General features: G+C 71.1%; 21 protein-coding genes. 11 read left to right on the top strand and 10 right to left on the bottom strand.

Features of this window, described 5'->3' with window-relative positions; all coding sequences use genetic code 11:
• On the bottom strand, positions 1–1,316 hold a 1,316-nt coding region (locus GXP76_RS03610), incomplete at its 3' end, for a polyketide synthase (protein WP_242569928.1).
• Between the two features lie 230 nt (positions 1,317–1,546).
• On the opposite strand from GXP76_RS03610, the gene GXP76_RS03615 reads away from it, so the two are divergent.
• Both GXP76_RS03615 and GXP76_RS03620 read left to right on the top strand, forming a co-directional pair.
• Positions 1,547–1,864: a hypothetical protein gene (locus GXP76_RS03615; RefSeq protein ID WP_242569929.1), complete on the top strand. Its 318-nt coding sequence runs from the start codon at positions 1,547–1,549 to the stop codon at positions 1,862–1,864.
• Positions 1,865–1,898: 34 nt separating this feature from the next.
• Positions 1,899–2,186, top strand: a complete 288-nt coding sequence (locus tag GXP76_RS03620) for a hypothetical protein (RefSeq protein WP_242569930.1) — start codon at positions 1,899–1,901, stop codon at positions 2,184–2,186.
• 167 nt (positions 2,187–2,353) lie between these two features.
• Here GXP76_RS03620 and GXP76_RS03625 read toward each other — a convergent pair whose 3' ends face one another.
• Entirely contained in the window at positions 2,354–2,803 is a 450-nt protein-coding gene (locus tag GXP76_RS03625; protein ID WP_242569931.1) for a spore-associated protein, read from the bottom strand.
• 255 nt (positions 2,804–3,058) lie between these two features.
• On the opposite strand from GXP76_RS03625, the gene GXP76_RS03630 reads away from it, so the two are divergent.
• A complete protein-coding gene (locus GXP76_RS03630) occupies positions 3,059–3,970 on the top strand; it encodes a Ku protein (protein WP_242569932.1) in 912 nt (303 codons plus the stop codon).
• A gap of 72 nt (positions 3,971–4,042) precedes the next feature.
• Here the strand turns inward: GXP76_RS03630 and GXP76_RS03635 are convergent, their stop codons facing one another.
• Together GXP76_RS03635 and GXP76_RS03640 are read right to left on the bottom strand one after the other, a co-directional pair.
• A complete protein-coding gene (locus GXP76_RS03635) occupies positions 4,043–4,579 on the bottom strand; it encodes a hypothetical protein (RefSeq protein ID WP_242569933.1) in 537 nt (178 codons plus the stop codon).
• A gap of 273 nt (positions 4,580–4,852) precedes the next feature.
• On the bottom strand, positions 4,853–5,545 hold the full coding sequence (locus GXP76_RS03640; RefSeq protein ID WP_242569934.1) for a TetR/AcrR family transcriptional regulator: 693 nt from the start codon (positions 5,543–5,545) through the stop codon (positions 4,853–4,855).
• Positions 5,546–5,647: 102 nt separating this feature from the next.
• Here GXP76_RS03640 and GXP76_RS03645 point away from each other — a divergent pair, with 102 nt between their 5' ends.
• A complete protein-coding gene (locus GXP76_RS03645) occupies positions 5,648–6,208 on the top strand; it encodes a hypothetical protein (protein WP_242569935.1) in 561 nt (186 codons plus the stop codon).
• A gap of 79 nt (positions 6,209–6,287) precedes the next feature.
• Here GXP76_RS03645 and GXP76_RS03650 read toward each other — a convergent pair whose 3' ends face one another.
• From GXP76_RS03650 to GXP76_RS03670, 5 genes are all read right to left on the bottom strand, one after another.
• A complete protein-coding gene (locus GXP76_RS03650) occupies positions 6,288–6,803 on the bottom strand; it encodes a hypothetical protein (RefSeq protein ID WP_242569936.1) in 516 nt (171 codons plus the stop codon).
• 514 nt (positions 6,804–7,317) lie between these two features.
• Positions 7,318–7,770 carry a DUF5707 domain-containing protein gene (locus GXP76_RS03655; RefSeq protein ID WP_242569937.1) on the bottom strand — a complete coding sequence of 151 codons (453 nt, stop codon included), beginning with the start codon at positions 7,768–7,770 and terminating at the stop codon, positions 7,318–7,320.
• Positions 7,771–7,933: 163 nt separating this feature from the next.
• Positions 7,934–8,875, bottom strand: a complete 942-nt coding sequence (locus GXP76_RS03660) for an erythromycin esterase family protein (RefSeq protein ID WP_242569938.1) — start codon at positions 8,873–8,875, stop codon at positions 7,934–7,936.
• 251 nt (positions 8,876–9,126) lie between these two features.
• On the bottom strand, positions 9,127–9,399 hold the full coding sequence (locus tag GXP76_RS03665) for a DUF1876 domain-containing protein (protein WP_242569939.1): 273 nt from the start codon (positions 9,397–9,399) through the stop codon (positions 9,127–9,129).
• A 183-nt stretch (positions 9,400–9,582) separates the two neighbouring features.
• Positions 9,583–10,233 carry a DUF402 domain-containing protein gene (locus GXP76_RS03670; protein WP_242569940.1) on the bottom strand — a complete coding sequence of 217 codons (651 nt, stop codon included), beginning with the start codon at positions 10,231–10,233 and terminating at the stop codon, positions 9,583–9,585.
• Between the two features lie 208 nt (positions 10,234–10,441).
• Between GXP76_RS03670 and GXP76_RS03675 the strand changes: the two genes are divergently transcribed.
• A complete protein-coding gene (locus GXP76_RS03675; protein WP_242569941.1) occupies positions 10,442–10,726 on the top strand; it encodes a hypothetical protein in 285 nt (94 codons plus the stop codon).
• 90 nt (positions 10,727–10,816) lie between these two features.
• On the opposite strand, the gene GXP76_RS03680 is transcribed toward GXP76_RS03675, so the two are convergent.
• The gene (locus tag GXP76_RS03680) at positions 10,817–11,011 is read right to left on the bottom strand and encodes a CsbD family protein (protein WP_374359750.1); all 195 of its coding nucleotides are present in this window, start codon (positions 11,009–11,011) and stop codon (positions 10,817–10,819) included.
• A 255-nt stretch (positions 11,012–11,266) separates the two neighbouring features.
• Here GXP76_RS03680 and GXP76_RS03685 point away from each other — a divergent pair, with 255 nt between their 5' ends.
• The 6 genes from GXP76_RS03685 to GXP76_RS03710 all read left to right on the top strand — a co-directional run bounded on the left by GXP76_RS03685 (position 11,267) and on the right by GXP76_RS03710 (position 20,061).
• Complete coding sequence (locus GXP76_RS03685) at positions 11,267–12,559, top strand: ABC transporter substrate-binding protein (protein WP_242569942.1); 1,293 nt, start codon at positions 11,267–11,269, stop codon at positions 12,557–12,559.
• Between the two features lie 31 nt (positions 12,560–12,590).
• Complete coding sequence (locus GXP76_RS03690; protein WP_242569943.1) at positions 12,591–13,532, top strand: carbohydrate ABC transporter permease; 942 nt, start codon at positions 12,591–12,593, stop codon at positions 13,530–13,532.
• A gap of 13 nt (positions 13,533–13,545) precedes the next feature.
• Complete coding sequence (locus GXP76_RS03695; RefSeq protein WP_242569944.1) at positions 13,546–14,373, top strand: carbohydrate ABC transporter permease; 828 nt, start codon at positions 13,546–13,548, stop codon at positions 14,371–14,373.
• A 164-nt stretch (positions 14,374–14,537) separates the two neighbouring features.
• Positions 14,538–15,539 carry a LacI family DNA-binding transcriptional regulator gene (locus GXP76_RS03700; RefSeq protein ID WP_242569945.1) on the top strand — a complete coding sequence of 334 codons (1,002 nt, stop codon included), beginning with the start codon at positions 14,538–14,540 and terminating at the stop codon, positions 15,537–15,539.
• Positions 15,540–15,683: 144 nt separating this feature from the next.
• The gene (locus tag GXP76_RS03705) at positions 15,684–17,618 is read left to right on the top strand and encodes a cellulase family glycosylhydrolase (RefSeq protein ID WP_242569946.1); all 1,935 of its coding nucleotides are present in this window, start codon (positions 15,684–15,686) and stop codon (positions 17,616–17,618) included.
• Between the two features lie 109 nt (positions 17,619–17,727).
• The gene (locus GXP76_RS03710) at positions 17,728–20,061 is read left to right on the top strand and encodes a glycoside hydrolase family 3 N-terminal domain-containing protein (RefSeq protein WP_242569947.1); all 2,334 of its coding nucleotides are present in this window, start codon (positions 17,728–17,730) and stop codon (positions 20,059–20,061) included.
• Positions 20,062–20,093: the final 32 nt, after the last annotated feature.

Here is a 20,093-nt window from a genome sequence, read left to right on the forward strand (position 1 = left end):
CTGAAGCCGAAGGAGCTGACGCCCGCCGTGCGCGGCCGGCCGTCGGCGCGGTCGGGCCACGGGCTCGTCCGGTCGTTCAGAACCACCGGCAGCCGCTCGACGTCGAGCCTCGGGTTGGGGGTGCGCAGGTGCAGGTTGCCGGGGATCTCCCCGTGCCGCAGGGAGAGGACCGTCTTGATCAGGCCCGCCACTCCGGCCGCCGCCTCCAGGTGTCCGATGTTGGACTTCACGGCGCCGATGCGCAGCGGGGTGGCCGCGGTCCGCCCGGCGCACAGGGCGTCGGCGGCGGCGCGCAGCTCGATCGGGTCGCCCAGCGGGGTGCCCGTGCCGTGCGCCTCCAGGTAGTCCACGTCGCGCGGGTCGGTCCGGGCCGTGTCCAGGGCCCGGCTGATCAGTTCGCGCTGCGCCCGGCCGTTGGGGGCGGTCAGGCCGCTGGTACGGCCGTCGTGGTTCACGGCCGATCCCCTGATGAGGGCGAGTACGGGGGCGCGTACGGCAACGGCGTCCGCGGCGCGCATGAGGGCGACCATGCCGCTGCCCTCCGCCCGTGCGTAGCCGTCGGCCGCGGCGTCGAAGACCTTGCAGCGCCCGTCTTCGGCGAGGGCTCCGATCTGGCTCAGGGCGAGCATGACGGCGGGTGACATCATCGCGCTGACCCCGCCGGCGACAGCCGCCGCGCACTCGCCGCGGCGCAGGCTCTCGACCGCGAGATGGACGGCGAGCAGCGACGAGGAGCACGCGGTGTCGACCGCGAGGGCGGGGCCGCGCAGTCCCAGGGTGTGGGCCACCCGGCCCGCGGCGAGGCTGACCGCGGAACCGGTGGCCGTATAGGGCCCGGTGTCCCGCGGTTGCCGGGGCCGAAGGGCGTTCTCGGAGCCGGAGACGCCGACGAAGACGCCGACGCGCTGTTCGGCGCGGGTGCCGGAGAGCAGCCCGGCGTGTTCGAGCGCCTGCCAACTCGCCTCCAGCAGCAGCCGGTGCTGCGGGTCCATCTCGCGGGCCTCGGCGTCCGGGATGCCGAAGAACGAGGCGTCGAACGCGTGGGCGCCTTCGGTGAGGAAGCCCCCGCGGCGGGTGGAGGCGGGGAGGTCGGGTGAGTACCAGCGGTCGGCGGGGACGTCCACGATGCAGTCGCGGCCCTCACGCAGCAGGTCCCAGAAGCGTTCGGGGCTGTCCGCGCCGCCGGGGAAGCGGCAGCCGATGCCGACCACCGCGATGGGCTCCTCGGTCCGGGCGCTCAACTGCCCGACCTGCTCCCGCAGTGCGCGGACGGCGTCCAGGGAACGCCTCAGCAGGGCGTCATCGGTATCGGTCATGGCCGTTCTTCTCCCCAGTGATTCGCCGGACGGCGGCGTGGCCGGCTCCGTCGCGGGCGTTCGACGCACGTGCTCGGATTTCACGCCCTGCGGCTTCAGTTTCACCAAAATGAGTCCTGTTTCGGCCGCCACGGCCGAGACGCCGTCCGCAGGCACCCGGGGGCGGGCCGTGCGGGAACGCGGTACCGGGCCCCTCGACGGGACGGCGGCCTTACTCCATCATTACTGTCATGGCCACGACACAACGCCTGGGTCTCGCGCTGTCCCTGACCGCCGCCCTCGTCCTGATCTCCACCGGCTCCGCGCACGCGGAGCCGACCGTGCCGGAACACGCCGTCATCGTCTGCGAGAGCGCCAGCTTCTACGCGAACTACGACAGCGCCTCCGGACCTGCCGGACTGAAACGGACCCTCCCGCGCGGCGACAAGGTCGGACACACCCGCGGCGCCCACCCCGTCTACAACGGATGGGCCGCCAGCTTCGACTTCGGCCCCAACGACTGGGGCTTCGTCAGGCAGGAATGCCTGGGCGGCTTCGGTTCCTGGTGACCCCGCAGCAACTCACACCCGCGAAGGACCGCCCATGACCCGCACCAGCAGGCACATCACCCTCGTCCTGGCCCTGACCGCCGCCGTGGCAGCGCTGACCGCCGGCCCCGCCACCGCGGCCAACGGCACCGCGGGACAACGCGAGGCCGTCTGCGCCCAAGACCTCGCCGTCCGGGTCACCGCCCCCCACGGAGCCTGGATGGGCACCCTGTACCGAGGTCAGACCTTCCTCGTCGAAGAAGCCGGCGGACAGTGGGTCTACGGCTTCGCGTACGGCGACATCAACCGCCGGGGCTGGGTCCAGAACGGCTGGTTCTGCTGACATCTGACACCCCGTACGCGACTCGCGGTCCGGGGTCCGTACAGCCGTGAGTTCCCGCGCCTCCCCGTGACGCGCGTACGCCTTCTTCAAGGCGTACGCGGTGAGGTCCGAAAAGACCGGACCCTGGGGGTGGCGCGGGAACTCGTTACCGTGGTGCCGAGCCGGGGTCAGCGGACGGTGGTGACCCGGTGCTCCTTCAGGGCCGCGCAGTTGGAGTTCTCCACCGCGACGTACACGTTGGCGATGTTGCCGCCCCAGCTCACGCAGTAGCCCTTGCCGTAGACACGGCTCGGACCCGCGTACGACGTGAAGTTCCCGGAGTCGTCGGCCCACTCGCCGGTGTCGGGCACGTAGATGTACGCCGACATGTTCTTGGCGGTGCCCGGGTTGGTGCGGATGGTCGCGACGCAGTTCTTGCCGTTCGCGGAGTTGTACGTGAGGTAGACCGTGCCCTGCGAACCGATGGGAGCCGAGTTCACGGTCTTGTAGGCACTGCCGCAGACTCCCTGCGGCGTGACGTTGGGCGCGGCATGTGCGGTGGCGCCGAATGTGGCGGTGGCGCCGATCACCAGTGCGGTCAACGCTCCCGCGGACGCGGCATTACGCGTGATTCCCATGATTTCCCCCTTGTTACTCCGAGAGCGGTTTGCTCACACTTGGTAGACCCCCGAACGGCATGGATGGTTGTACCCGGTCCGGCGCGGAGGTGCCGCGCCGCCGGCGCTCCTGGGGACCGGGTCCGGCCCGGGGTGCGGAATGGGCGGCCTCAGGTGAGGATCAGGTGTACGGGTGGCGGTCCGCCCGCCTCGTTCTCCCTACTGGTTGTTCTCCCTACCGGCGGCCTCGGCCGCCGTCCGGCCACGGAGGGTCGCATGCCGTCAGCTGTCTGGAGCGGTGCCATTTCATTCGGCCTGGTCACGATCCCGATCCGGCTGCTCCCCGCGGCGGAGGACCACAGCATCCACTTCCGCCGGGTCCACCTGGAGGACATGGGGCTCGTCCGGAACAGGAAGATCTGCGAGATCGACGGCGAGGAAGTCACGTCGGACGAGATCGGCAAGGGCTACGAGGTGGCGAAGGACAAGATCATCCCCATCTCGGACGACGAGCTGGCGGACATGCCGCTGCCGACCGCGAAGGCGATCGACGTCGTCGCCTTCGTCGACCGCGACAGCATCGACCAGATCCGCCTGGGGGACACCTACTACCTGGAGGCGGCCGGCGAGGTCGCCGCGAAGCCCTACACACTGCTGCGGAAGGCGCTGGAGCGGTCCGCGAAGGCGGCCGTCGCCAAGTACGCGCTGCGCGGCCGCGAGCGCCTCGGGCTGCTGTCCGTCAGAGAGAACGCGATGGTGCTGCACCAGATGCACTGGCCCGACGAGGTCCGCGACCCGGCGGAGCTCGCACCCGCGCCGGTCGAACTGGACGAGGGCGAGATCGAGGGCGCGCTGGCGCTGATGGACACGATGGAGCTGGACGGCGTGTCCGGCTTCCGCGACGCCTACACGGACGCCGTGGAGCAGCTGATCCGGGCGAAGGCCGAGGGCAGGACCCCGGCCGCGCCGAAGGCCGAGGCGAAGCCCGGCCGGGTGGTGGACCTCATGTCCGCGCTGGAGCAGTCTGTACAGCAGGCCAAGAAGTCCCGCGGCGAGCGGGGTGAGGGCGCCACGGTGCACGACATGCCGACCCGCAAGAAGGCCGCCGCGAAGAAGACGGCGAAGAAGGCCCCCGCCAGGAAGACGGCCGCGAAGAAGACCGGCGGCCGTAGGCCCCGCTCGGCGTGACGGCCGGGGCGGCGGCCGAGTCGAGCGCGCCGAGTGCCGGACAGAGCGGGGCTGCGGCAGGCCGGGATCCGGCTACTTGATCAGGGCATTCGCGATGATGATCACCAGGCCGATCAGCATGTCCAGGGCCCCCGCCCCGCACGAGGACGGCCATCCGTGCCCGGCGGTACGGGCGGCCCAGGTGCCCCAGCCGAACAGGGCGACGGTGTTGAACAGCAGGGCCGCGTCGACGGCCGTGGATTCCGCCCACCACCCGGCCACCGCGGCGAGGAGCATCGCCACCGCGGGCAGCACGGCGGCGACCAGTGGCCATTCGGCGAGCACCAACCGCACTCTGCTCACGGTGGCCGCTCCGTCGGCGGACGCACGCTGGGCGATGACGTGCGCGTACCCGTGGGCGGCGCTCGACGCCAGCGCGGTGAGCAGTACCCACAGCGCGTCCGGACCGGGATCGGCCGTGTCTCCCGTCGCGTCCAGGGCGGCCACCAGGGCGCTGGCCAGCACGAGACCGTAGATGCCGCTGAACAGCGACTGCTCCGGCGGTCGGTGCGGCGAAAGCAGCCTCGCTGCGACGCCCCTTCGGCGGACATGGTCGGCGCGCTCGGACATCGCCTCGCCTCGGTGCGGGAAGAGGGCTCGGGTCCGCACATACTCACCCGCGTGACGCCGGGGAACACGACGCCACGCGCAAGGGCGGTCGGGACGCCGCCGTCATCGGGCAGTACGGCGCCCCGGGGTCAGCGGCAGCGGCTGCCGGGCGCTTCTTCAGGCCCGCCCCGACACCGCGGGGCGGGCGTCATCCCCCTGTCTCGACCAACCCGGTCCGCTGCGTGGACCAAGCCCCCGGTTCCGCTCCGGTCGTTGACCGCGGCCCGGCCGCGATCACGCGCCGGGCGGTGAGCACTCGATACCGGAGACGGTGGCCGCCGAGGACTCCTGGACGGTGGCGGCGGCTCGCTCGTCGACTCCGCGGGCGGCATGGATTCGCAGCAGACCATCGATGCCGCGCAGCAGGGTCTCGCCGGCCAGGACGGGGTCACCGAGGTAGCCGGCGCTCATCGCGCCGTCGCGGAGCATGACGAAGTGCCGCCCCGCGTGGTCGGCGGACGTGTCCGCGATCCTGGCGAACAGCGCGGTGATCGTCCGCAGGAACCACTCGCGGTGTTCCACGACGGCACGGTGGACCGGGTGACCGGGATCAGGGAATTCCGCTGCCGCGTTGAGGAAGGCGCATCCGCGGTAGCCGGGCGAACGGATCTGCTCGACCAGGGACGCACCGATGCCCCGCAGGATGGCGTCGGCCGGCACGTCCGCGGCCGCCAGGGTCCCGATCTGGGCCCGGATGGCCTGGTCGACGCTGCCGATGTAGGCGACGGCGAGGTCGTCCTTGCCGCGGAAGTGGCGGTAGAAGGTGGCGTTGGTGACCTTCGCCTCGGCGACCAGACGGTCCACGCCCACCGTGTGGATGCCCTCCGCGTAGAAGAGCTGCCCGGCGGTCCCCAGAAGCCGCTCCCGCGCCTCCGAGACTCGCCTGCCGGTGCCTGCGCCCGCTGCCGTCCGTGTCATGTCACCCATGGTAGCGGGTAGAACGATCTCTCTTGTTTTCGTGAGGGGGGTGTGCCAGGCTACGAAGCAGAGAGAACGTTCTCTCTGCTTCGATACCCACTGGAGAGCCCCATGGCAACCACCGCCTCAGCCGGACACGTCGGCGCCACACCCGCCCTGCGCCGGCTGTACGTCTTCCGCTTCGTCTTCGCCGCCGCGTGGGCGGCGCTCCTGCTGGTGTCCGGCTCGGAACTCACCGTCGGGGCCAAGCTGCTGCTGATCCTCTATCCGGCCTTCGACGTGGCCGCGGCCGTCGTCGACTCCAGGTCGACGCGCTCCGGCGGCGCGCCGGTCAAGGGCCTGTACGCCAACATCGCCATCAGCTCACTCGCCGCCGCCGGCATCGCGATCGCCGGCACCTCGGGCGTTGCCGACGTGCTGCGCGTCTGGGGCGCCTGGGCGATCCTCTCCGGACTGGTCCAGCTCCTCGTGGGCGCCGCGCGCCGGCCGATGGGCGGCCAGTGGGCGATGATCGCCAGCGGCGGCATCTCGGTGCTCGCGGGCGCGACCTTCGTCCGGAGCGCCACGCAGGACAACCCCTCGCTGACCAGCCTCGCCGGCTACGCCACCCTCGGAGGGATCTTCTTCCTCGTCTCGGCGTTCCGCCTGCCCCGTACGGAGTCACGTCCGTAGCACCTGATCCACGCGCGGTGGTGCGAAGCGCATCGACCGGGTGCCGGTGGACCTCGCCGGCCGCCGGCTGCTCCGCTGTCTACTCCGGCGTCTTGATCACCACGGAGTTCGACACGACGGGAGGCGGCGACGGCAGCAGAACGTAATCCGTTTCGGGGTCTGTCGTGGCTTTCACCGACCGGTATGTGTCGTTGTCCATCAGCAGAACGGAAACGGTGCGCTCGGAGCCCGGCGCCGTTGTGCCGAGTACCGCGTCGTAGACATAGGTGCCTGATCCCTGGCTCAGGTCGTTCCGCAGCGTGTAGTGCACACGCGGGCTGGTGGCCGTACCGGTGACTTTCCGTACCACCCACGAGAGGTGGTCACCGGGTGCCAGGACACAGGTCACCGTCGCGACCACGTGTGCCGCCGAACGGCTCGGCCTCCCGTCCGGCTTGAGCACGACGTCCTTGGCCGATGTGCCGCAGGTGGACGAGGAACCCGCCGAAGGGCCGGGCGTGGGGGGCGGTGAGCCGGAGACACCCGGCTGCGGGGCTTCTGAGCCGCCGAACTGTACGAGGAGTTCCTTCCAGATCCCCAGGAACTGCCCCACCACGCCCGCGACGAGCGCCAGGAATGTGAACGTGGCGGTTGTCGTCGTCGCCCAGCGGCCAACGGCCCCGTTGGCGCCCCTTGTCGATGGACGCCGCCGACGGAGACGGGGGCGGTTTCCGCCCGGGGCCGGAGTCCTCGGTAACCTCGGCATACCGTCAGTTTTCCTGTATTGCCGGGAGTTCAATCGAGATCCCGGCAACCGGCCCCATCGCCCCGGACGGAGCGGCGCTGAATCAGTTGAGCGAACGGACAACTCCCTTTATCCCTCGCCAGATCCACTCGAACAGTCCTGCCGGTGTGGCCAGGTCGGCGGCTCCGGCGGCGGCCTTCTCCCGGCCCGCCCCCGAACGGCATTGAGAGCAGGCACGGGGCCAACGGCGCTTCTGAGCACCGCACTTCTTGCACATCGTCATGCCCCATTGTTACCTGCCGTCACACCCCCGCGGATCACCGGGAGTTCAGCAGTCCGCAGCTGCCGTCGGCGCCCCGCCGCCGGCCGGGGGGGCGTCTCGGTGTCAACCGACGTGGAAACCGGCCGCCTTCGTGTCGAGGGTCGTGGAACCGTCACCGGCGCGGAGCAGCACCGCGACGTGCCAGGGTCCGCCCGGGGACTCGGCGGCGTCGGCGCCCGTGACAGCGGCGGTGTAGGTGCAGCGCACGGTGTCCTCACCCGAGGGCTCGCACGTGGCCGCCTCGGCGCCGGCCATGTCCTTCTCGGTCAGCTCCTTCCCGGCGAACGACGAATCCGCAGGCCAGGCAAGGACCTTGACGTCCCTGACACCGGAGGACGCCGTCGCATCGGCCGTGAAGACCAGCGAGCCGTCACGGCCACCGTCGGGAGCCGTGTAACGGGCCGTACTCCGCTCCAGAACGGGCGACTGCTCCCCCGCGTGCGCGAGGGCGAACGTCCCCGCACCACCCAGGACAGCGACAGCGGTCACGGACAGAACCACGGCACGTCGGGACATAGGAGAATCTCCACCATCGTCTCAGCGGTATCGAAACCGGCGCTCTCAGCTCCACCGGTGCACCGATGGTCGCCCCGCGAGACCGCACCCGACATGAGTACCGGCACTCAAACCCACTGAGTAGAGCGGTTGTTGCCGCAGCGCCTTCACCACCACGCTCCGCTCAGGAGAGGACGCGGACCGGAGTGACCTCCTGTGTGTGGAGGATGGCGTTGAACCAGTCCGCGAGCGATCCACCGGAGAGGTGGTGGGCGGCGTTGTCGGTGGGGTCGTAGTCGGGACCGATCAGACGCGTCCTGGTCGGTGTGTCGAGCCAGGTCCGCACAGGGAGTGGGCCGTCGTGGCGCAGGTCCAGGAGATAGGCGTCCAGCCCGGTGCCTCCCAGGACCGCGTCGGCGAACTCCGCCGGAGGGGGCAGGACTTGGTAGGGAGCCATGCCGTGGTGGAAGGTCAGGCCGATGGAGACGTAACCGGCCCCGAAGTGCTCGCGGAGGTAGCTGCCCGCGTTCCGGTGTGTCATCGGCGGGGAGGAGGGAGAGACGGTCCGCGGATTACCGTTGGCTGTGTGCGCGACGCCGCCCCAGTAGACGATCCTGTCCGAGGTGTCTTCGTGCCACTGGATGACGCCGTCCGCCAGACTCCGCTCGATTCCGGCCAGGCCGTCGAGCCGGGAGGTCCGGCCGCGGGGAGATCGGTCGGCCCCGGCGAACCGGACCGGGTCGTCGGGGTGCCGCCGGTTGAAGGAGCGCATCCAGTGGACGACGTCGAGGATCTCCTCTGTCTGCCAGAAGGACCGGGCCTCGGACAGCATCAGCCGCGGGTCCCCCGCTCCGGTCCTGATGTACTCGTCGAGCCCGACGCGTGACGCGTCGTCCCCTTCCAGCGCAAGTGAGCGGAACCCCAACTCCTCGACCAGCAACCGGACGAGCCTGTGTGAGAGCGCGGACAGTTCGCGGGCCTGGCGGGTCGCGGAACCGACAGCCACGACCTCGGCATCACGCACGAAGTCGGCCACCGGCAGGAGATCGGTCAGCGGGGCTTCGGGGTCGGGCGTGGTGAGGCGACGGGCGTGCTGCCGGATCCACTCGATCACCGTCTCGGACATGGTCGGACCTCGAATTCTGAGCGATCGGCTCCGGGACGCGTCCCCGGTCGCGACTGACGCCGCCCGGACAGCCTCGGACATGAACCAAGGTTGAGGTCAAACCGACGCGGACCGCTGCGGGCGATCCGCCCCGCGTACCGCCGTGAGATGCCGTAGTCCGTGGAACCGGTCGGATACCGGCCCACCCACGCACCCACCAGACGCACGAAGACAGCGGCTCGCGGCGCGGCCGCGAGCCGGCGGAGACGGGCTCAGTGGTTGATCGGGTGGGAGTGCCGGCCCGACCTCTCGTCGATCTCCGTGTGCGCCTTCTCCAGGAGCTGTGACGCGAGGTCCGACAGGGCGCGTGAGCCCGCGATCTCCTCGCCCACGCGCCGTTGCTCCGTGTCGGTCGGGTGACGCATCGCGTAGCCGCGACCTCTCAGCTCGGAGCCGTCGGCAAGTCTGACCAGAGCCGCGGCGGTGGTGCGGTTGCCCTCCTCGGTGAACTCCAGCTCTACGTGCCATCCGACGAGCGTGGACATGATGAACCACCTCCAGGTCCCCCTGTGCCGTACACCGCATGAACGCCCCCGTTCCAGCGTGCGCCCGGTCCGGCCCCGGAGCCAGTCGAAGCGCCCCGGCGGGCACAACGGGGCCGGGACCGTACGGAGTTCTGCGCGCGCCTCACGTTCCAGGAGTGGGTGCCGGCGCGGCGCCACAGGTGATCAAGAGTTCTCGCGGTCCCGACCGAGGACCGGTAAGGGCCAGGCCGGGTTCCAGCTCCAGGCCGCCCACCGGCCGGCGTCCGCGAACGGCCCGGCCCGGTCTTCGAGCATCCCGAGGACCTGCGCGCGGGCGAGCTCCACCGCTTGGTGCTCGGTGTCGGTGACGATGCCCAGACGTCGAACGTGGGCGTACTCGTCCTCGTCCTTCCATGTGAAGGCGCTCAGGTCGGGGTCGATGACGAGGTCGACGGTCAGGTCGAAGGTGTCGAACCCCTCATGGGTACGGCGGATGGGGTGCTCGAAATTGACGTACCAGTTCCTCAGTCCGACGCCTGTGTAGAAGGCGTTGACGCTGAACCACGCCGTCGGCGGCTTCCACAGCAGCAACTCGGTCTCCTGCCACTCCCCGGGGGTCAGCTCCCACTCCCCCCTCGACATCGCGTCGAACGCCTCGGTACGCACCGAGCGATCGTCCTGGGCGCGGGCCTTGGCGTAGAGGGTGGGCCACCGGGCCTCGGCCCCGGGCGCGCACGCGGCCACCAACGCGTCGGCGGTGTCACCGATGACCCGCAGAGCCTGCTCGCTCCACACCCGCCCCGAGCGGTGCACGTCGCGGCGTACGATCCGCTCCCCCACCTTGAAGTTCTCCACTGGCTCCTCCTCGGTGCCGTCCGGACGGAGGACCTACCCCGCACCGGGCAGGACGGTCACCTGCGGGAGCGGCGCACGGAACCGCCATCCGGATCACCCCGGGCGGCCCTTCCGGTGATTGCGAGACACCTCGTGAGCGAGGGGGCCGCTGCGAGGGTACGGCACCTCAGCGCAAGGACGAACCCGGAACCCCGCGAGGAGATCAGCCATGTACGCAGCGGTACGGCGGTACGAAGGCGTCACCGATCCGCCCGAGGTGGCACGCATCGTGAAGGAGGGCTTCGTGCCGCTTCTGCGCGAGATCCCCGGCCTGGTGGCCTTCTACTGGGTCGATGCCGGGGACGGGGTCTTCGTCTCGACCAGCGTCTTCGAAGACCGCGCCGGTGCCGAGGAATCGACACGGCGGGCATCGCACTTCGTGCGGGACAACCTGGCCTCGCGTCTCCCCAACCCTCCCCAGGTCACAGCCGGCGAGGTCGGGGCCTCGGCCTAGCGGTACACGCCCGTGGGCACAGCTCACGGGCGGTCAGCACTCTCCCGTACCAACGCGCCCTGACCTGGGCGCAGTTGAGGCGCGGCGCGGTCAGGAGTCGTCGTCGCGTTTGAGCGACTTCCTGGCGCCCTCGACACGGTCGCGCATGTCGGCGGCCTTCTTCTCTGCGGCGGCCTTGACCTGGTCAGTCCTGCCCTCCGTCTCCTTGCTCTTGTCGCCGGACGCCTTGCCGGTCATTTCCTTCGCTTTGCCCTTGAGCTTGTCCATGTCCTTGTCGTCACTCACGATCGCTCCGTCACGCATAGGAATAGGGATAATTTTCCACTTTTCACTATAAAATGCCCCACGTCGCCGCGCCAGGGCGTGGACCGCGCCCCCGCCTCCGCACGCAGCCGCGGCCCCCAATTCGCCTGGGATGTCCGTCTTTTCGATATGCGCAACCAGGGGTTGACCGTTCCGGGAAGTGCCCCTAGGTTTCTCGCAGCCCACTGGTACATCGATTAACCACATGGTTAACGTCCTGGTTGGAGACATCCCGCTGTGCGCTCATCCCTGAGTCGGCGCGGTTTCCTCGCAGCAGGCTCCGGCCTCGCCGCCGCTACCGCACTTCCCGCTCTGTCCGGCTGTTCCACGCTCGCCTCGGCCGATTCCGACCCCGGCACCCTGCTCGTGCACACCCAGCTCGGCACCACCGCACCCGGCTCCCCCACCTACACGGCGGTCGTCAAGGAATTCCAGGAGGCGAACCCCGGTCTCCGGATCAAGAACCTCGTCAACGGCGACGACCTTCCCCAGGTGTACGAGACCTCCCGGCTGGCCCGCAAGGAGCCGGACGTGGTCATGGTCAACCTGTACGACAAGACGCTGGCCTGGACCGATGTCGGTGCCACCGTCGACGTGAAGGGGTACCTCGACGACTGGGGGCTGCGCGAGCGCGTCCTGCCCGCCGCACTGGCGGAGTGGACCGACGGTGAGGGCAGGCTGCGTGCCTTCCCCTACTTCGCCACCAACTGGCCCGTCGCCTACAACACGGCCCTGCTGGAGCGGGCCGGCGTCGACTCCGTACCCACCACCGGCGACCAGCTGATCGGCGCCGCGCGCAAGCTGCGCGCCGAGGGCATCGCCCCCGTCACCGTCGGCGGCAACGACTGGACCGGCCAGAAGCTGCTGGCCCAGATCATCCAGACGTTCCTCACGCCCGACGAGGCCAGGAAGGTCTACTCGACCGGTGACTTCAGCGGCGGCAGGGGTGTCCGCGAGGGCATCGACTACTTCGTCGAGCTGCGCGACGCCGGTGTCTTCGCCGACAAGGCGCAGGGGCTGACGTCCGACACGATGACGACGCAGTACAACACCGAGGCGGCGGCCATCCAGTCCGCGATGTCCTCGGCGCTGGCGAAGGTCGCCCCGAAGCCGGCCGGGCACACCGCGATCGGTGGCTGGCCGCTGGCCCCCGGCGCCTCGCACGGCAGACCGACCATCCTGCGCTCGTACACCCTCATCGGTTTCTGGATCAGCCCCAACGGCGTCAAGAAGCTGTCCTCGGTCGAGAAGTTCCTGCGCTTCATGTACCGGCCCGAGGTGGTCTCGCGCTTCATCACCGAGAGCGGACGGGACATGGCTCTCGTGACGGACACGGTCAGCAAGCAGTTCCCGCTGGTCGCCGAGGCGCAGCGGCTCGGTGACCGGGTCAGCCAGGTCCTGCTGCCCGATCTGTACGTCCCTCCGACGGCGACCCAGCCGCTGATCACGGCGACCAGTACCGCCTTCACCCCGGGGACGAGCGCGGCCGCCGTGCGCTCCGCCCTCGAATCCGCCTACCGCACGGCCTGATCCGCGCGCCCGAGCCCTCTGCGAGTCCCTCATGACGTTGCTCTCGTCCGCCCCGGGCGGCGCCCCGGTCCGCCGGCCGGACCCCCCGTCGCCGTCCCCCGCCGCTCCCTCGCGACGCAAGCAGGGCGGGGTCGTCCTGGCCGTGCCGGCGCTGGTCTGGTACCTCGTCTTCATGGTCGGCCCGCTGGTCGCCATTTTCGTCATCGCCGCCCTGCACTGGCCGGGCATGCTCCAGCCGGTGTCGTTCGCCGGTTCCGGCAACGTCCGCGCCGTCCTCGACGACCCGGTCTTCCGGGACGCGGTGGCCAACACCGCCGTCCAGCTCGTCGTCGCGCTGCCCGTGATGATCGTGGGCGCGTACATGCTGGGGTACTACGTCGCGCAGAGGCCGCCGGGCCACCGCGCTCTGCGGTACCTGCTGTTCATACCCGGTCTGATCTCCACCCCGGCCAAGGCGATGGTCTTCTACGCGGTCCTCTCGCCGGACGGGCTGCTCAACGGCGGTCTGGAGAAGGTCGGTCTGGGTTCGCTGACGGACGCCTGGCTGGCGTCGCCGTCGACCGCGCTGTACTGCCTGATCGTCCTCGACGTGTGGAGCGGCATCGGCTTCACAGCCGTGCTGTTCGCCGCCCGGCTGGGAAGTGTGCCGGACGAGATCGGGGAGGCCGCCCAGCTGGACGGCGCCGGGCACTGGCGCGCCATGTGGCGTATCCACTTCCCGGTGATCAGGGACTTCGTCGGTGTCGTGACGATGCTTCAGTTCCTGTGGACCCTGTTCGGCTCCGCTCAGAACGTGCTGCTGCTGACCCAGGGCGGTCCGGGAAGCTCGTCGACAACGTTGTCCTTCCTCGTGTACCAGAAGGCGTTCATCGCGGCCGATCTGGGCTACAGCCAGACCGTCGGTGTGGTGCTGTTCCTGGTCGGTCTGGCCGGACTGCTGACCATCCGTCGCGTCTTCCGCCAGAACTACTGATCGGAGCGGTTCCATGAAGTTCGGAAGGTCCTGGCTGCCGGCCCACATCCTCGCCTGGCTGTACGCGGCACTGCTGGTGGTCCCCCTCTACTACCTGCTGGTCTCGGCGTTCAAGACGAACGACCAGATCTTCGGGAGCCCGTTCTCCCTGCCCTCCTCCATGTCCCTGGGCAACTTCGGGGAGGCGTTCTCCTCCGCGGACCTGGGTACGGCGATCGTCAACTCGGTGCTGGTCACGGTGCTCGCCCTGGTTCTCACCCTGGCGCTCGCCATACCGGCGGCCTTCGCCATCGCGCGCAGCGAGGGGCGCCTCGGCGCGTTCGTGGAGCGGGTGTTCTCGCTGGGATTCCTGGTCCCTACGTTCGCCGCGCTGTTCCCCACGTTCCTGCTCGCCGCCGCGACCGGGCTGTTCCACACCCGGGCGTTCATGGTGCTGTTCCTGCCGGCCACGGCGATGCCGCTCTCGGTCGTGATCCTGGTGCAGTTCATGCGGACCATCCCGCACGAGATGGAGGAGGCGGCACGCCTGGACGGCGCGTCGACGTTCGCCGTGCTCCGGCACATCTACACGCCGATGTGCATGCCGGGGATCGCGACGATCCTCCTGCTGAACTTCCTGACCTTCTGGAACGAGTACCTCTACTCGCTCGTCATCGTCGGACCCGACCCGGAGCAGCGGACCGTGCAGGTGGCGCTGCCCACCCTGAAGTCCCTCACCGGCACCGACTACGGCATTCTGACGGCGGGCACGGTTCTGACGCTGGTCCCGGTGTGGGTGGTGTACACCGTGCTCCAGAAGCGCATGCAACAGGCTCTCGTCAGCGGGGCGGTGAAGATGTGACATCACGTATCGAGCAGCGTCCCGAGGACGCGGGGAGCGGCGGAGGCACGTCGCCGGGGTCGGAGGCCCCGGCCGCGCGACCGGACCGGACTCCTGACGGTCCTCCCGGCGGGCACCGGTCCCGTACGGGATCCGAGGGAGCCGCCAGGCCCACGATCAAGGCCGTGGCCGCGGCGGCCGGGGTCTCCACCGCCGCGGTCTCGCAGGCGGTCAACGGCACCGGCCGGATCTCGGAGGCCACCCGCCGCCGGGTCCTGGACGCGGCCGCCGAACTGGGCTGGTCGCCGAGCGCGTCGGCGTCGGCCCTGCGCCGGGCGCGCACCCGTACGATCGCGCTCGTCGTGCGGCGGCCCACGGATGTGCTCGGCGCGGACCCGCACTTCAGTGAGCTGATCACCGGTCTGGAGGGCGAACTGGCCCCCCGGGGCTACGGTCTGCTCCTCCATCTGGTCGCCGACATCGCCCAGGAGAGCGCACTGTACGAACGGCTGGCCGCGGAGGGCCGGATCGACGGTGCGGTGCTGACCGACGCGCGGGCGGACGACCCCCGCCCCCGGCTGCTGCGGAGCCTCGGACTGCCCGCCGTACTGCTGGGCGCGCCGGACCCGGCGTCGCCGGTGCCCGGCGTCGGCCTCGGGCAGCAGGACGCCGGTGTCCGGGAGGCCGTCGCGCATCTGCTGGAGCTCGGGCACCGGCGTCTCGCGTACGTCGCGGGCCCGGCCGAGCTGGTGCACACCGGGCTGCGCCGGGCCGCGTTCGAGGACGCGCTCGCCGGGGCGGGGCTGCGGCCCGTCGCCGTGCGGCACACCGATTTCACGGAGCGGGCGGCCGTCGCCGTCACCGAGGAACTGCTCGCCCTGGCCGACCGGCCGACCGCGCTGGTGTTCTCCAACGACTCCATGGCCGTCTGCGGTGTCGGTACGGCCCAGCGCGGCGGGTTCCGGGTGCCCGCGGACGTGTCGGTGGTGGGGTACGACAACCTGCCGCTCGGCCGCTGGCTGCACCCCCGGCTCACCACCGTGGACCAGCAGGTGCAGCGGGTCGGTGCCGCCGCCGCCCGTGCGCTGCTCGTCCGGTGCGGCGAGGACGTACCCCCGCCGGTCCTCGACGGGCGCCCGCGCCTGGTCGTACGGGAGTCCACCGGTCCCGTACCGTCCGCGCCCTGACGCATGGGCCCGCCACTCCTCACCGCGCGAGGCCCGCCGGGGCACGGCCCCGCCCCGCCCCGCGGCTCACCGGCGTGGCCCGAACGGCCCCGCGCCGGCCGCACCGGCCCCACCCCCGCACTTCGAAGAGGTCAGAGAAAGACCATGCGACGCCACAGCGCCCAGCTCACCCATGACTCCGCCGTCCTGCCCTGGCTCGGCGCCAACTTCTGGTCCCGCAGCGGTGGTCCGCTGATGTGGCGGAACTACGAGCCGAGGACGGTCCGCGAGGAGCTGGCCGTCCTGCGGGACCACGGGCTGAACATGACCCGGTCCTTCTTCTACTGGCCCGACTTCCACCCGGAGCCGGGACGGATCGACGAGGAACTGTGTGACCGCTTCCGTGACTTCCTCGACGCCCATACCGAGGCGGGGATGGGGACCGTTCCCACCTTCATCGTCGGCCACATGTCGGGCGAGAACTGGGATCCCGCCTGGCGCGGGGACCGTGATCTGTACGAGGACGTATGGCTCGTCGGCCGGCAGGCGTGGTTCGTCTCCCAGATGACCCGCCGCTTCAAGGACCATCCCGCGGTCACCGGCTGGCTGATCACCAACGAGATGCCGGGCTACGGCCGGATCTACCAGGTCGACCCGCCGTCCGCCGATGTCGTCACCGCCTGGGCGCAGTTCATGTGCGACGCGGTGCGGGCGGCGGGCGGCACCCAGCCCGTGTCGCTCGGGGACGGCGCGTGGGGCATCGAGGTGACGGGCCGCGACAACGGCTTCTCGCTGCGGGACACCGCCGAGTACGTGGACTTCGTGGGGCCGCACGTCTACCGCTCGGACACCGACCGGGCGCGCCAGCACTACCGTGCCGCGTTCGAGTGCGAACTCGCCGCCGTCACCGGCCAGCCGGTCGTACTGGAGGAGTTCGGGCTGTCGACCGACACGGTGTCGGCGGCGAACGCGGGCGTGTTCTACCGGCAGACCCTCCACAACTCGCTGCTCGGCGGCGCCACGGGCTGGATCGCCTGGAACAACACGGACTACGACGAACTGTGGGAGCAGTCGCCGTACGACCATCATCCCTTCGAGATGCACTTCGGGATCACCGACCACACCGGCAGGCCGAAGGAGCCGCTGCGGGAGCTGGCCGAGTTCGCCGAGGTGCTGAAGCGGGTCGACTTCGCCCGCTGCCGCCGTACGGACGCCGACACCGCCCTGGTCGTGCCCGCCTTCCTGGAGCGCGGCTACCCCTACAGCCGGCCCGCCGACCGGCCGCTGATCTTCACTTCGCTGCACCAGGGGTACGTGGCCGCGCGCGGCGCGGACCTGCCCGTGGCGTTCGCCAGGGAGGCGGACGGGCTGCCGGAGGACGCCGCGCTGTATCTGCTGCCCTCGACACGGCAGTTGACGACCCGTACCCGGCGGGTGCTGGAGCGGCGGGCGCGGGAGGGCGCCACGGTCTACCTGTCGTTCTGCTCGGGCGAGCACCCGGCGACCCGCGGTCCGTGGTTCCACGACCTGGACGGCCTGTTCGGTGTGGAGCTGCAGCTCTCCTACGGGGTCGCGGAGCCGATCGAGGACGAGGTCCTGGAGATGACGTTCGCCGAGGACTTCGGCTCCGTAGCCGCGGGCGAGACGCTGGTCTTCCCGGTCGCCGGCAACGAGGACAGCCGCGCCTACCTGCCCGTCGTACCGGCCGGCGCACGGGTCGTCGCCACCGACGCGCACGGCCGCCCGGCGCTGCTGTGCCACGAGACGGGCGAGGGCCGTACGGTCCTGGCCACCTATCCGCTGGAGCACATGGCCGCCCGCACGGCCCGCGCGAACCCGGAGCAGACGCACCGGCTGTACGCGGCGCTCGCCGGACTCGCCGGGGCCGCACGGCCGGTGACGGTCGACACGCCGTACGTCGCCGCGGACACCCTGGTCCACGAGGACGGGACCCGCCATGTGTGGCTGGTGAGCCAGTCGGACGAGGAGCTGACCGTCCGCCCGTCGGCGGACGGAGAGCTGCGCGAGCCGGCCGGGGGCGGGCCGGTGCGGGACGTGGTGATCGCCCCGTACGGGGTGCGCGTCCTCGAACTGCGCTGACCCGAACTGCGGCGGCCGGCCGCGTTTCGCGCCGGACGACTGTGCCCGCCAAGGGTGCTGCCGAACGGCGCGCACCCACTCCCCCCGTTACGTGAAAGTGAGCCGCCCGATGTCCGAGCCGATCTTCCGGGATCCCACGGCGCCCGTCGCCGGCCGGGTGCGTGACCTGCTGGCGCGGATGACGCTCACCGAGAAGGTGGGTCAGGTCAACCAGCGGATGTACGGGTGGGACGCGTACGAACGCACCTCCTCGGGCCACCGGCTGACGGAGGCGTTCAGGGCGGAGGTCGCCGCGTACGACGGGATGGGCGCGCTCTACGGACTGCAGCGCGCCGACCCCTGGTCGGGCGTGACGGCGGCCACGGGCATCGGCGCGGCGGACGGCGGACGGGTCTCCGACGACGTGCAGCGGCACGTCGTGGAGAACACCCGTCTCGGCATTCCCGTCCTGCTGGTCGAGGAGATGCCGCACGGCCTCCAGGCGCTGGACGGCACGCTGCTGCCCGTGAACCTGGCCGTCGGCGCCACGTGGAACCCGGAGCTGTACGAGGAGGCCGTCGCCCTCGCCGCCGCGCAGCTCCGCTCACGCGGCGGTCATGTGGCGCTGGTGTCCGCGCTCGACCTGGTGCGGGACCCGCGGTGGGGCCGCGCGGAGGAGTGCTTCGGTGAGGATCCCTACCTGGCGGCACGGTTCACCGAAGCCCTGGTGCGCGGCGTGCAGGGGCCGCCCGGGGAGCGCATCGGGCCGGAGCGGGCGGCCGTCGTGCTCAAGCATTTCGCGGGACAGGGTGCCACGGTCGGCGGCCGTAACAGCGCGGCCACCGAACTGGGCGCCCGTGAGCTGCACGAGATCCATCTGGAGGCCGCACTGGCAGGGGTACGTGCCGGGGCGGCGGGTGTCATGGCGGCGTACAACGAGTTCGACGGCGTGCCGTGTGCGGCAAATCGTGAGCTGCTGACCGGGATCCTGCGCGAACGGTGGGGGTTCACCGGTCTGGTGATGGCCGACGGACTCGCGCTCGACCGCCTGGTGCGGCTGGCCGGGGACCCGGTGGCGGCCGGCGCGAGGGCCCTGGAGGCGGGGACCGATCTGAGTCTGTGGGACGACTGCTTCCCCCGACTGGAGGAGGCCGTGCGGCGTGGGCTGGTCGACGAGCGGACCCTGGACACGGCGGTCGGGCGTGTCCTCGCCCTGAAGTTCCGGCTCGGCCTCTTCGAACACCCGTACACCGGGGAGCACGCGCCGGCTCCGGGCCCGGAGCGGCTGAGTGAGCGCATCGCCCGGGAATCCGTCACCCTGCTCGCCCACGACGGCGTGACGCTCCCGCTGGCCGGTGGCGTCCGGCGGGTCGCTGTCATCGGCCCGAACGCCGACTCCCTGCCTCAGCAGATCGGCGACTACACCGCGCCCCAGCGGCCCGGCACGGGCGTCAGCGTCCTCGACGGGTTCAGGGCCGCGGCTCCGGAGGGCGTGGAGGTCGTTCATGCCCGGGGCAGCGATCTCGTGGGCGGTGACCTGTCGGCCGTGCCCGGGGCGGCCGACGCAGCCGCGGGCGCGGATGTCGCGGTGGTGGTGCTGGGCGGTTCGAGTGCGCGGGCGTCGGGGACGCGCTTCGACGCCAACGGGGCGGCGGTCGTCGCATCGGGCAACCCCGTGGAGATGACCTGCGGGGAAGGCGTGGACCTGGCCGAACTCGGGCTTCCCGAGGGGCAGTCGGCGCTGCTCGACGCGGTCGCGGCGACGGGGACCCCGGTCGTCGTGGTGCTGGTCCAGGGACGTCCGCACGCGCTGCCGGACCTCTCGGACCGGGCCGGCGCGGTGCTGAGCGCCTGGTATCCCGGTCCGTGGGGCGGGCGTGCGGTGGCGGACGTGGTCTTCGGCACGGCGGAACCGGTGGGCCGGCTGCCCGTCTCGGTCCCCCGGTCGGCGGCGCAGCTGCCCGTGTTCTACAACGGGAAGGACCACGGCTACCGGGGCTACGTCGACCAGCCCGCCACCGCGCGTCACGCGTTCGGGCACGGGATGGGCTACTCGACGGTCGAGTACGGCGAACCCCGGCTGTCCCACTCGTCCGTCGCGGCGGCGGAGTTGGCCGGCGGCACGTCGGCCGGGGCAGGGGGGCCGCTGCTGTGCACGGTCGAGGTCCACAACACGGGCGGGCGTCCCACGCGGGAGACGGTGCAGCTGTACGTACGCCGGGTGGTCGGCGGCACGTCGTGGCCGCGCGTGCGCGAACTGCGCGGTTTCGCCCGGATCGTGCTGGGGCCCGGGGAGAGGGCGGAGGTCCGCTTCCCGGTGGGGGCGTCGACGCTGGCGTCCGTGACCCGCGGGTGGGAACGCGCGGTGGAGCCGGGCGAGTTCGCGATCGAGACGGGCCCGTCATCGGACCGCACCCGCGGCGCCGGGCTCCTGGTGACCGTCCCGGCGGACGGCGGGGCGTGAACGTCCCGGAGTGCGGCGGCACGTGGCCACCG

This window comes from Streptomyces sp. NP-1717, assembly GCF_022695985.1.
Classification (GTDB): domain Bacteria; phylum Actinomycetota; class Actinomycetes; order Streptomycetales; family Streptomycetaceae; genus Streptomyces.